At 40.3% G+C, this 12,963-nt stretch carries 11 protein-coding genes; 7 read left to right on the plus strand and 4 right to left on the minus strand.

What is annotated here, in order from left to right:
• The first annotated feature begins 385 nt into the window (after positions 1 to 385).
• The 3 genes from HWQ58_RS06550 to HWQ58_RS06560 all read left to right on the plus strand — a co-directional run bounded on the left by HWQ58_RS06550 (position 386) and on the right by HWQ58_RS06560 (position 4,141).
• Positions 386 to 1,474 carry a cytochrome c oxidase subunit II gene (locus tag HWQ58_RS06550; RefSeq protein WP_292859337.1) on the plus strand — a complete coding sequence of 363 codons (1,089 nt, stop codon included), beginning with the start codon at positions 386 to 388 and terminating at the stop codon, positions 1,472 to 1,474.
• A gap of 180 nt (positions 1,475 to 1,654) precedes the next feature.
• A complete protein-coding gene (ctaD, locus tag HWQ58_RS06555) occupies positions 1,655 to 3,391 on the plus strand; it encodes a cytochrome c oxidase subunit I (protein WP_292859339.1) in 1,737 nt (578 codons plus the stop codon).
• Between the two features lie 123 nt (positions 3,392 to 3,514).
• Positions 3,515 to 4,141, plus strand: a complete 627-nt coding sequence (locus HWQ58_RS06560) for a heme-copper oxidase subunit III (RefSeq protein ID WP_292859342.1) — start codon at positions 3,515 to 3,517, stop codon at positions 4,139 to 4,141.
• 1,110 nt (positions 4,142 to 5,251) lie between these two features.
• Here the strand turns inward: HWQ58_RS06560 and HWQ58_RS06565 are convergent.
• Complete coding sequence (locus HWQ58_RS06565) at positions 5,252 to 5,392, minus strand: hypothetical protein (RefSeq protein WP_292859345.1); 141 nt, start codon at positions 5,390 to 5,392, stop codon at positions 5,252 to 5,254.
• Between HWQ58_RS06565 and HWQ58_RS06570 the strand changes: the two genes are divergently transcribed.
• Together HWQ58_RS06570 and HWQ58_RS06575 are read left to right on the plus strand one after the other, a co-directional pair.
• Positions 5,391 to 6,650, plus strand: coding sequence for a serine/threonine-protein kinase (locus HWQ58_RS06570; RefSeq protein ID WP_292859348.1), 1,260 nt, complete (start codon positions 5,391 to 5,393; stop codon positions 6,648 to 6,650). The two genes, HWQ58_RS06565 and HWQ58_RS06570, sit on opposite strands and share 2 nt — an antisense overlap.
• A 149-nt stretch (positions 6,651 to 6,799) precedes the next feature.
• Positions 6,800 to 7,894: a substrate-binding domain-containing protein gene (locus tag HWQ58_RS06575; RefSeq protein WP_292859351.1), complete on the plus strand. Its 1,095-nt coding sequence runs from the start codon at positions 6,800 to 6,802 to the stop codon at positions 7,892 to 7,894.
• A 95-nt stretch (positions 7,895 to 7,989) separates the two neighbouring features.
• On the opposite strand, the gene HWQ58_RS06580 is transcribed toward HWQ58_RS06575, so the two are convergent.
• Positions 7,990 to 8,325, minus strand: a complete 336-nt coding sequence (locus HWQ58_RS06580; protein WP_292859353.1) for a XisI protein — start codon at positions 8,323 to 8,325, stop codon at positions 7,990 to 7,992.
• On the minus strand, positions 8,313 to 8,729 hold the full coding sequence (locus HWQ58_RS06585) for a XisH family protein (RefSeq protein ID WP_292859356.1): 417 nt from the start codon (positions 8,727 to 8,729) through the stop codon (positions 8,313 to 8,315). The genes HWQ58_RS06580 and HWQ58_RS06585 overlap by 13 nt, the downstream gene beginning before the upstream one ends.
• Positions 8,730 to 8,962: 233 nt before the next feature.
• Here HWQ58_RS06585 and HWQ58_RS06590 point away from each other — a divergent pair, with 233 nt between their 5' ends.
• Both HWQ58_RS06590 and HWQ58_RS06595 read left to right on the plus strand, forming a co-directional pair.
• A complete protein-coding gene (locus tag HWQ58_RS06590; protein WP_292859358.1) occupies positions 8,963 to 9,319 on the plus strand; it encodes a transposase in 357 nt (118 codons plus the stop codon).
• A gap of 3 nt (positions 9,320 to 9,322) precedes the next feature.
• On the plus strand, positions 9,323 to 9,676 hold the full coding sequence (locus HWQ58_RS06595) for a four helix bundle protein (protein ID WP_292859361.1): 354 nt from the start codon (positions 9,323 to 9,325) through the stop codon (positions 9,674 to 9,676).
• Between the two features lie 169 nt (positions 9,677 to 9,845).
• Here the strand turns inward: HWQ58_RS06595 and HWQ58_RS06600 are convergent, their stop codons facing one another.
• On the minus strand, positions 9,846 to 12,641 hold the full coding sequence (locus HWQ58_RS06600; RefSeq protein WP_292859364.1) for a GUN4 domain-containing protein: 2,796 nt from the start codon (positions 12,639 to 12,641) through the stop codon (positions 9,846 to 9,848).
• Positions 12,642 to 12,963: the final 322 nt, after the last annotated feature.

Below are 12,963 nucleotides of genomic sequence, written 5' to 3' on the forward strand. Positions count from 1 at the left end.
TTCTTGGTGGATGTCTTAAAATTTTCAATTTTCTTTTAGTGTCCCATCTCCACCCTAGCGTATAGGCTATGGGTTTATAGATTAGCACTCACTTATACTTTGAATCACTCCAGCAAGGTTTTGCCTGAAGCTTTAGGTATTTTTCAAGATGTCAAAAATTGATTAATCACAATTAATTTAAGCATTCTAAATTTTTCCTTAAATTTTTTTACTGATTTGCATCTATTTTCGGCGTTGTATGATAGTAAACTCATACTCAAAATTAGTGAAATAGCCAAAAAAATTAATAAAAATTTCAGACCTTTGTCCCCCATGTCTGACAGCCTAGACTACCTTAGTAAGTGAGCAGTTTTAAGATAACGTAGTAAATTCAATTAAGTAAGCCGTGAAGATTCCAAGTTCAATCTGGACATTACTCATTGGCATCGTGCTAACGCTCGCCAGCCTTTGGTACGGTCAAAATCACGGTCTGTTGCCAGCAGCAGCCACGGATGAAGCCGTGTTAGTGGATGGTCTGTTCAACGCGATGATGATCGTTTCTACAGGTATGTTCCTAATTGTCGAAGGTGTTTTAATTTACTCTGCATTTAAATACCGTCGGCGTGCAGGTGACAATGAAGACGGCCCACCAGTAGAGGGCAATGTACCTCTAGAAATTCTCTGGACGGCGATCCCAGCAATTATCGTTATCGGTATTTCTGTTTACAGCTTTGATGTCTACAACGAAATCGGTGGCTTTGATCCTCATGCTATCCATGAAGCACCGATGAATCAGGAGTCGATGAAAATGCCAGGTCATGGGAGTGCAATGGCCGCAACTTTAAGCGATACTCCTCCGAGCAGTGAACCGAACCTCAATCAAGAAAAATCTGATGAGGCAATGCAAGACCCAGCTACGGCAGAAGTCCGTAATGCTGACCAAATTCCCCAACTGCGGAATGCCCCAGGTGTAGGTAGTGTTGCTCCAACAATTGGGGGCACTCCTGAAAAAGCAGGTAAACCAGCAGAATTACAAGTCAACGTCACTGGTCTACAATATGCCTGGATTTTCACCTATCCTGAAACTGGTATAACTACAGGTGAAATGCACGTACCCATCGGGCGAGAAGTACAAATCAGTATGACAGCCAACGATGTTATTCATGCCTTCTGGGTGCCAGAATTCCGCCTGAAACAAGATGCGATTCCTGGTAGGCAGAGCGAGATTCGCTTCACCCCCAAAAAAGCAGGCGATTATACCCTAATCTGTGCTGAACTTTGTGGCCCCTACCACGGTGCAATGAGAGCGCCAGTAGTTGTTGAGCCACAAGAAGCCTTTGATAAGTGGATGCAAGAACAGCTAGTTGCCAGCAAAGAAATGCTAAATCAAGCCATTGCTGTTAACCCTGCGGATCTATCTCCAAATGAATTTCTTGCCCCTTACACCAAGGACATGGGAATTAAGCCAGAAATCCTCCATCAAGTTCACAAATAGTCATTGGTCATTAGTCATTAGTCACTGGTCATTAGTACTCATACAAAGGACAAGTGACAAAAGACAAGTGACAAAGCGCAAAGTCTGAGCGGAGGTTTCCTCCGTTCCACAAAGGGTTGCCGCAGGCATCAGAACTTTGTAAGAGAGGACAAATGACAAAGGACAAAGGACAAATGACAAATGACCCAAGCACAAGTGCAAGAAACTGCCAATATCCCTGCTCTTATTGAGGAACCAGGGATCAGAAAATGGCAAGACTACTTTAGTTTCAACACCGACCATAAGGTGATTGGGATTCAATACCTAGTCACTACATTCATTTTTTACTGTATCGGTGGCGTGATGGCTGATTTGGTTCGTACAGAACTGCGAACCCCAGAAGTCGATTTTGTCACCCCTGAAGTCTACAACAGCTTATTTACGCTGCACGCCACGATCATGATTTTCTTGTGGATTGTGCCAGCTGGTGCGGGTTTTGCTAACTTCCTCATTCCCTTGATGATTGGGGCAAAAGATATGGCATTTCCGCGCTTGAATGCTGTTGCCTTTTGGATGATTCCCCCTGCGGGTTTATTGTTGATCACCAGTTTAGTGGTAGGCGATGCACCGGATGCGGGTTGGACTTCCTACCCTCCCCTGAGCTTGGTAACAGGTCAAGTAGGTGAGGGAATTTGGATTATGAGCGTCCTCCTACTAGGTACGTCATCGATTTTAGGGGCAATCAATTTCCTCGTCACATTGCTCAAGATGCGTATCCCTGGTATGGGGGTTCACCAAATGCCCTTGTTTTGCTGGGCAATGTTTGCTACCTCGGCACTGACTTTGGTATCTACACCAGTGCTAGCAGCTGGTCTAATTCTGCTTTCCTTTGACTTAATTGCCGGGACAACATTTTTTAACCCAACTGGCGGTGGCGACCCAGTTGTGTATCAGCACATGTTCTGGTTTTACTCCCACCCAGCAGTTTACATCATGATTTTGCCCTTCTTTGGGGCAATTTCAGAAATTATCCCGGTGCATTCCCGCAAGCCGATTTTTGGCTATAAAGCGATCGCTTATTCGTCTCTTGCCATTAGCTTTTTGGGGCTAATTGTTTGGGCGCACCACATGTTTACCAGCGGCATCCCCGGTTGGTTGCGGATGTTCTTTATGATTACCACCATGATCATTGCCGTACCCACGGGAATTAAAATTTTCAGTTGGTTAGCAACCATGTGGGGTGGAAAAATCCGGCTTAACAGTGCCATGCTGTTTGCAATGGGCTTTGTCGGTACCTTTGTAATTGGTGGGATCAGTGGTGTGATGTTGGCAGCAGTGCCCTTTGACATTCATGTTCATGACACCTATTTTGTGGTGGCACACTTGCACTATGTGCTATTTGGTGGTAGTGTTCTCGGCATTTATGCGGCGATTTACCACTGGTTCCCGAAAATGACGGGACGAATGGTGAACGAATTTTGGGGTAAGGTTCATTTTGCCTTAACAATAGTGGGTCTAAATATGACCTTCTTACCAATGCACAAGCTGGGATTAATGGGCATGAACCGCCGTATCGCCCAGTATGACCCCAAATTTACCTTTCTCAACGAAATCTGCACTTATGGCGCTTACATACTAGCAGTTTCGACATTCCCCTTCATCATCAATGCGATTTGGAGTTGGTTGTATGGTGAGAAAGCTGCCAATAATCCTTGGAGGGCACTTACCTTAGAGTGGATGACGACCTCACCGCCAGCGATCGAGAATTTTGATCAAACCCCAGTACTGGCTACAGGCCCCTACGACTACGGTTTGGAAAATGCTAATGAAGGTGTACCTTTATCCGATCCCAATCCCGTCTTATCTGGTGGGCCAAACTCAGTATTAAGAGCAGAACCCGACCCAGCGGTTGCCGCCAATCCTGAAGACCGGAAATAGAGTTAGGAGTTATGAGTTATGAATGATGAGTTATGACTTTAATAAAGTTGTGAGTTCAAAATTTTTAACTCCTAACTTTTAACTCCTAACTTTTAACTCCTCATTCCCCACTTATCAAAATTCATGCAAAGTCAAACTATTGACCCAGCTAAAACCGAACTAAATCATCATCACGCGGCACAAGCCTCCGTCGGTCATCATGAAGAACATCCAGACCATCGCCTGTTTGGGCTAATTGTCTTCCTGATTGCTGAAGGGATGATTTTTATGGGACTGTTCGGAGCCTACTTGGCTTTCCGTGCTACCTTACCTGTGTGGCCGCCAGCAGGTACTCCAGAATTAGAACTATTGTTACCTGGAGTCAACACCATCAATCTAATTTCTAGTAGTTTTGTCATGCACAATGCCGATACTGCTATCAAAAAGAACGATGCGCGGGGTGCGCAAATCTGGTTAGCAATCACTGCTGCAATGGGTGCTATTTTCTTGGTGGGTCAAGTATATGAATATACCCATTTAGAATTTGGTTTAACTACCAATTTATTTGCTAGTGCATTTTACGTTTTGACTGGTTTCCACGGATTGCACGTTACTATCGGCGTTTTGGCAATTGTTGCTGTGTTGTGGCGATCGCGCGTTCCGGGTCACTACAGTAACGAAAAGCACTTTGGTATTGAAGCAGCCGAAATCTACTGGCACTTCGTTGACGTGATTTGGATTATTTTGTTCGGATTACTGTATCTACTGTGAGTATTAATTAACTAGTTGTTTAATCCACGCGAACAACTTAATAAGCCCCCTTAGTGGGGGCTTTTTTAATTAACAGAATAAAAATATCAGTGAAAAAGATTGTAGAGACGTAGCAGTGCTACCTCTCTACAAGGGTTATGGATAATGTATATTTATCGGTTGCCTCAAAAAGTTAAATAAAAAATATATAAAAACAAGCTTAGATTTTTCTCCCTATTACTTTTGCTAGATGCAACTGAGTTGTTGCAAGTGATATATATGCAAGTAAAGTAAAAGGTGGGAAAGGTCGGAAAAGTAGGATGTTTTGGAGAAAGTATTGAATAAGCAGTTAATATACTGTAAATTGATATCTTAAGGACTAAGTAAACCAATAAATAAAAAAAGTTCGCAACTCTATGCGGATTTAATTTAAGGAAATGCAGTCCTAATATTTCTTCTACTCATAAAAGTGGAAACTTAAAGTTATTCGAGAGATTGCAACCATTGTAATTCGCCATTTTGCTTTCTCATTTAAGTAGATTGTACCAATTCAAAAAATGTTTACGACAGATAACCCAACCTGCACTCTCGTCTTGCTAAGGGTAGGGTAAAGATGGATTCTTTTTTAACAATTGGTATCAGATATTAATTGTGGTATTTCATGGAAGCAAATACGCATTACAGATTTGCCATAATTATAAGTAGATCGAGATCGGAAAATGTGTGAGTGATTGAAAAGTTACACCTAATTTACCTCAAAAACCATTACTCGGTATCTACTCAAAAACTTATCTGCTCTTTTTTAATTTTTTCGTCGAACTCACATTGAGCTGACAACCCGATCGCGGTTAATAATGGCTCAAATCTGGTAAAAAAAATTGTGGCGAACACTGTCAGGGTATTTGTGCCTTTTGCCTTTAAATTTTACTGTTCAATGTTTTGTCAGTAATCAGACTTAACAGTTAAAATAAATAAGTAAATATCCTGATTCCTGAATATTCTTTTCTGCCCACAGTTTAAATACTGTAGACTAGTGTTAAATTTACTTAAGTGATAAAATTACAAAAGTATTTCATGAATTAATTTTGTATTAAGATACCTATAAAGGTATTAAATAAAGCAATCAAGCAACTAAGCATCCAACTCTTGTAAAGCATAGGTCGCCCGATGGCTAACTGCCGCAAATATCAGTAAATCTACCAGCAAGCAGTTATTCATAACCTCACCCAAGCTCTGAATGGTCAGTAAATTAAGAAGTAGTACACGCCACATGAGCCAGAACCCTCTAGTCAGAAAAACACTCCGAAGTCGCTTTGAAACTGTCAAAGTGATGGGAAGTGGAGACTCTGATAATACTTACTTATTAGGGGGTGCTATACGTAACAGAAATCGATACTCTTTCAATAGAAAAACACTTCGGAATCGCTTTGAGATTATCAAACACTTAGGAAGTGGAGGTTCTGGTGATACCTACTTGGCCATTGACTTGGATTTACCAGGACAACCCCATTGTGTGGTCAAACATTTCCATCCGAAAGATTCCAGCCCTGCTGTTCTACCCATTGCTAAAAAGCTATTTGATCGGGAAGCGGAAGTTTTATACCAGCTAGGCAACGATCACGATCAAATTCCGAGACTGTTTGCCCATTTTAATGAAGATGGGGATTTTTATTTAGTCCAGGAATTTATTGACGGTCATGCCTTGACTCAAGAAATTGTCCCAGGTCAGTCTCTTAACGAGAATACAGTTTTAAATTTATTAAAAGACATCCTAGAAGTACTGGCTTTCGTCCATGAACACGATATTATTCACCGAGATATAAAACCTCAAAACTTAATGCGGCGGTACTCCGATCGGAAGATTGTGCTAATTGATTTTGGGAGTATTAAGAAAATTGGTGCTTTGGGAGCAGGCTTAACAATTGCTGTTGGAACTCCTGGCTATATGCCAAGCGAACAGGCTAAGGGAAAGCCAAAACTTTGCAGCGATATTTATGCTGTAGGGATGATTGGCATTCAAGCTTTAACAGGTTTAATACCTGAGCAACTACCAGAAGATCCCAGTACTGGAGAAGTAATCTGGCGCGACAAGGCACAGGTGAGTGATGCTCTGGCAAATATTTTAGATACAATGGTTCGCGATCGCTACAGCCAGCGTTATCAGTCTGCTACAGAAGCTTTGCAAGCCCTTAATGATGTAGCGTTGTCAGAGTCTTCACAATCTGCTGACATCAACTACAAGGCTGATGATACCTATTTGCTAACTTATAGAAACTTTATTTTGCTGCTGGGTATCGGTCTTGGTGCAACCACTAGTTTGATAGTAATAGTTTTAATCTACACCTTTATTAATACAGGGTCATCGCTTCCAAACCAACCTACTCCATTAAAGAGTTTTCTAGAAAGATTTGTGGAGTTACCGTTAATTAATACAAATAGTCTACTAGCTAAATCAATATCAAACAGAAGAATCTGTCAAAGCAATTGCACCATTGCAGAAACTACCAAAGAGCAAATTTCATCTCAATGAGAAAGAGTTAATCATCTAGCAACAATCATAAAACTGCCTATTAACCAGCTATTACAGATTTATTTTTAATCTAAATATTTCAAGATTACTGTAGGATAAATACTTAGATATTCCTGTAAGATAAATACAATGAAACAATATTTAAAAATATGGACAATACAAATCAAAGAAAAGCTTTAATTAACAGCGAAATCGCCCTCTTTCTCAGAGGTTTGATTATTGGTAAAGTTTTGACAATTATAGTTATTGGCGGATTACTTTGGTGGTTCTTGAAGCCAAGTATATTGTCGACCCCCAACAGCGTTAACTCTTCCTCTGCTCGAAATGTCAAGAACGTCTCTAATAATGTCTCTAATAAAAAAGAATCAACTTTTCAGACAGTTGCTGATGTTCCCACTGCCTCATTCAATTATGGAGGTAGTACAGCTTGGGCATCTATCCGGCGATTGGTAGATTCTCAGATCCAGAGCGATCGCCCGGAACTACAATTACGCTACGTAAACCCTGTTAATGGTAGCCCTGGTTCTAGCTCTGGCATTCGGATGTTGCTTGATGGGAAAATAGACTTTGCTCAATCCTCCCGTCCTCTCACGGATGAAGAAAAAGCTATGGCAAAAGAGCGAGGCTTCACCCTTGAGGAACGTCAGGTGGGTAAAGATGGGATAGCAGTGGTAGTCAACCCATCACTCAATGTATCGGGTTTAACTGTTGACCAATTGCAGCAAATTTATTTGGGGAAAATTACTAATTGGAATCAAGTCGGTGGGCCAAATCTACCCATTACAGCTTTTTCCCAACGACCAGAGGACGCAGATACAGTAATATTCCCAAGTAACAGCGACTCAAAGGGGCAAGCACTTGGCTCTAATGTACAGTATGTCTACTCTGCTACAGATGCAGTGCGCCAACTCAGTAAAACCCCTGGTGGTGTGTATTACGCTTCTGCCCGTTCGGTAGTCTTTCAATGTAGTGTGAAGGCTTTGCCATTGGGTCGGACTTCTGATCAATTAATTACCCCCTACCGTGAACCGATGGTTTCGCCTGAACAGTGTCCGCGTCAGCGCAACCAGCTAAATACTCAGGCGATCAAAAATGGCAGCTATCCGATGATTGCTAATTTATCTGTGATTATTAAGCAGAATAAAGGTCGCCAACAGCAGATTGGAAATGCTTATGCCAATCTTTTATCAACCGATCAAGGGCAAAAAGCAATTGAGCAAGCCGGTTTCGTTGGAGTTCACTAGGAGATTTGAAGGACAATTGAGCAAGCTTCCTACCAATCCCCGACTTGTTTAAAAAGTTGGGGATTTAGAGCGATCGCTTTTCTATCCATTTACCTTCACTCGACAGCATAAGAAGTAAACTGGCGCTTAAAAGGAGAATGGAACCCAATAACAATATCACAAGGAGGTACACCTAACTCAACTAATCGTTTAGCAACAGACTCTTCTGTACCGTTATACTGTATCCATATTTTCCCATTTTGAATATCAAAATGCATAACCGGGCCAAACACCCGCTTATCTCCTTGCCAGCCAACGTAAGCTAGTTGATAATGGTCGTTTTCGCTGTCTAAAATTAATTGTGATTTGACAGTATCGGTATTAGATGTGATTTGTTGATGTTCACTCAAAATTTGTTTGATAAATTGTCGATAGCGTTCTATTTTATCCATAGCCGAATTTCCTCACGTTTTGGGTCGTAAACGATCAACTTAACTTTGTAACGATGAAGGGTGCGTTGGACAAAAGAAAGTTGGAAAAAGTCTTGATATGTTTCGCTCGGAACGGCTAAATAAAGCACTCTGTCTGCTTCTTTCTCTTCAATAGCTTGGCAGTAATTCAAATATTGTCCGAGTGCAGTATGAAATTCACTGATATCTGAATCTGCAATAAAACTCTTAATTTCAACAGCAATTTTCTCTGTATTACGTTCTGCGGCAATGGCATTTTCAGCCGCTAAATCTATTTGTAGCTTAATTGCTTCACTAATACGAATTGTAAACGGGTCGTGAGTAATTATCCACCCATCTTTGATTAATGCTTTTTTTACCTGTTGATGGAAAACATATTTAGCCATTTTGCTATCTCTAGATTAGAGTCTCAAAATGAAATATTCCATTTTTATGATATTTTAGCGTTTAGTTTAAGCCAAAATTAGATTTTTGCTCTATGCAGTGCGTTCCCCGAAGGGGTTGTCGTTCGCGCAGCGTGTCGTAGACAAGACATCGCACTCTCCATTATTCTGCATTGCTGCGGCGAGTTTTACGACACTTTTCAAACATCCTCTTAGCAATTTTCTACAATCTTTTTATGTCTCGCCCTTGTCGTAACTTTCAACCAGGTTTGTGCTACCACATCACCACCCGTTGCAATAATCGAGAATTTCGTCTTACGCGGTTGGAATGCCGTGAAGTTTTCCTTTATGCCATCAAAAAAGCACAGGAAAAGTATGGATTTAAACTCTATGCAGTGTGCATTATGAGCAATCATGTACATTACTTGCTGGAACCCAAGCAGCCAGAGGAATTACCCAAAATCATGCACTGGCTTAACTGGTACACTGCTATGTGCTTTAACCGAATGTTGAACCGAACAGGGCATTTTTGGGAGAAGCGATACCACAGTACAGTGAACAGTTATCAGTTATCAGTTATCAGTTATCAATAAGCTATGAACAGTTTGGTATATGAGAAGGCGTATAAGTTTGCTATCAGGATTGTAAATGCTTATAAATATTTGACTCAAGAGAAAAAAGAATTTATTTTATCAAAACAATTAATTAGAAGTGGAACATCCATTGGAGCTAATATTGCGGAAGCAAATGGAGCTATATCACCAGCAAAATTTTCTGCGAAAATTTCTATTGCTTACAAAGAATGTCTTGAAACTAAATATTGGTTATCTCTTTTAAAAGACACAGGTTATATTGATGACAAAGCATTTAACAGTATCTATGAAAATGCCGAAGAGATATCAAAAATCCTTTTCTCAATCCTCAAGAAAACTAGAATTTCTGATAACTGATAACTGGTAACTGGTAACTGATAACGGAGGTGCATGAGGTAGCAGAAAAATTTATTCAGGCGAACTGCTATCAGCCCACAGTGCCAGGTATCGAATCGATGAAATATTGATTAATGCGTGGAAAAGTGAGCTTTGATAAATGTTTACAAACTTCTGAAAGCGTTATATGTTACAGTTTACAAGTCTGGACGCGAGAGAATATAAGGTACAGGTACCACCATTTACTTCTAGTTGGTACAAAGTCGTATTTTTGGGGTAAGTGTCCCTTGGAGGCACTTATATCAAACTTTACTTGTTGCCAAAATGTTTGACCCACTTTCCATCCCACGCGATCGCTAAATCGTATATAGGCTTCGTAATTTTTTGTATTATTATCCATCACTCTACCACCGAAACGAGCATAAATCCATCTAACAGGAGGGAGAAACAGAAGCTTGTTAAAAGGCGAATTTGCTTGATTTCCTTCTAGTATTCCACCGACACTCAGATAAATTTCTTTTTGAACGCTAAAACCAAAGTGTCCATTGCTGTACTGTACCCAGAGTTGGTCAATAGTTCTCAAGTCTTCACAAGGAAATTGCCGAATGTCACCCAAGTCTAAATAGCCTTGTTTTTCTCGCCCTGCTACCTGAAGCATAAGTCTATCGGTTTCTTTATCAGCCTCTTCCCACATACCTGCTGCTAAGTAGTAGGCTAGTTGTCCATAAAGAGTAGGTACTTGAAACCGAACCAGTCGAATTCCTTGTTTATCAGCGTACTCTTTATCTTCCTCGCAGGGATGCTGTTGTCGGTCTGTTTGTATGATTTTTCTGTAGCAGATTCCTGGTTCGCCCAACTGTTTGCGACTTCTTAAACTCAGCCAAGCACAAAAACGATTAGCATCCCAAAAACTAATATTAATTACAGGTTCGCTAGCTCGTTTTTTATTTGCAAGAATACGAGGGGAACTTGTTTCATTTAAAAACAGTTGATATTCTGCACAAGTTATGTAACTGCTATCATAAGCTTGGCTTTCTTGTTCAGAATAGCTGTCTAAAGTCTGCAAGTCCTGATTCAGTTGACTGAGGCGGTAAGCTAGCTTCACCTCAGCCGCCAAAGTAAATTCATCCAGCTTATCGGACTCTAATCCTTGCTCTAATTTAGCTCTTAATTGCTGTTGAACTTCTCGCTCTATTTGTTGGGCTTCTTTGCCTTGCCAACATTGGTAGACAAGGGTTAGCACTGGTATTGTTGGATGATTCAGAGCAACTTGAATTAAGTGAGTTGCATCAGTTTGCGCCACATAAAAGCGAATTGTTTCTCTCCACCAAACAAATTTTTTATCGTCAGCTAATGCTTCTAACAATATATTTTCTTGCTTTGTTTTCTCAATTTCCACAGCAGCTAAATATTCTTGAAAAGTTTTGTGAGCAAACTCATATATTCCCTCTTGTTCTCTCTCAGTCAGTAACTCCCGCACACCCAAATCGTCTTTTTTGATAAAGTCTTCTGGTGAAAGGGTTTGATTAGGAAATCTGTCTAACTTTTCTTGAATCAGTGATTTAGCTTCTTTAAATGTCTTTTCATAAGTAGAAGTTTCATCTAAAGTAAATGCCTGGGTATTTTTTTGCATTAACTCTAGCGCTAGGGACTTTAAAACGACTTGTTTTTGATCGGCTGAAAGGGATGTAGAAGATGTAGACAATCCTTTGGCTCGTTGTCGCCCTTCTAACAATACCCGACAAATATCTTTGTATAAATCTACTCGTTTTGTAGACAGAGTAACTTCACTACCATGAGTGATGGCAATCATATTTAGTAATAGGGGATTCTTTGCCATCATTTTTAGAGACGGTGATGTATCAATTTGAGCAATCAGATTTTTTGCTGATTTAATGGCACTATCTCGAACTCCCAAGTCTTCTTTGTTGTTATTTCCCTCTTTTTTGCGGAACTTATACCAGTCTTGAATAAATTTATTGCGTTGTTCACGAGTAAATGGCTGTACTTCTAATTCCAGGAAATTACCTTGCAGTGGTGCTTTTTTATAACCCTCTGGGCGTGAAGTCAAAATAAAAGGAGTATTAGGGTATTCATTGATTTGTTGACTCACCCATTGGCTTACCTGTTGTCGTTGAGTATCATCAGCAATTTCATCTAAACCATCAAGCATAACCAAACATTTATTTTGACGTAGCCGTTTGGCAAACCAACCTTGACGTGGTTCTAGAGGTTGGCTAGATTGCAGTTTCTTAACGGCATTTTCAATCACTAATGCTAGAGGTGGCTGTGGTTCTTGGATAATATCTTGGTAGACATTTCGCAGTTGCAGCAAAATGGGAATTAGCTTCGGAATTTTTCGATGTAATCGGCGTTGTTTGCGTGTAGCATATAACAAAGTGATATGTCTGAGAAGTGTTGATTTTCCCGAACCAGGCGCACCCAAAATCACCAAACGTTGCTTGATATCCCCCGTCATCAATACAAGAATGTTTCCAATTTCTTGCTGTTTGAGCGGATCGAATGCCTGCCGATACTGAATAATATTATGAGAAACCTTTTGAGCAGATGTCTGTGCCATTTTCAAAGGAACAAAAAGATTTTCCAGTCGCAAGGTTCCCCGATTAATTCCCCGAATTTCATATTCCCGACAATCAAACTTTAGTCGTTCGTAGTATTTGCCTTCAAAGTCAGAAGTTAGCTTTGCATACAAATCCAAAGATATTCTTTCAACATTATTTAACATCCAGTCCAGCAATTTATCGATGCGTGGAGCCAGCTTATTAGCAACCTGAATCAGTAGCCACAGAGCAAACGCTCCTACCACGCAAAGTCCAGCTTCTTTCCATTGAGACTTGCGTGCAAAATCAACTGCAACCGCAATCAAAGCCGCAGGTGTTCCTAAACTGACAAGCTTTGAATCTAGAATTTTCCAAAACCCTTCTAGCGTCAAGTGTGCGTTTTGGTCTTTCGAGTCTTCTGCCATTTTAGATTTGTAGACGAAAGTCTGTTGATAAGAGTGAGTATAATTGCCCTCTTCCAAATAAAGCAGCGTAGACGCAGAGCGGCTTGTACTCAGACATCGCGTTTATTCTTAAACTCTAATGGCTGGCGTTCGGATTTCCCATAACGTGATTATATAGTGCAAACTTAGCTTGGGTAAGAAGCGATCGCTACTCAAATAAAAACTAAACAATTAACAAATTTCTGATATTTAACACCACAGAAATAATTAATTTAACTCAAATTATGCATAATTTATTACCGTTAAAACTTGAGAATTATTAATAAAAACTCTGCAAATAATG

The sequence above is a fragment of the Nostoc sp. LPT genome (assembly GCF_017115165.1).
Classification (GTDB): Bacteria; Cyanobacteriota; Cyanobacteriia; order Cyanobacteriales; family Nostocaceae; genus Nostoc.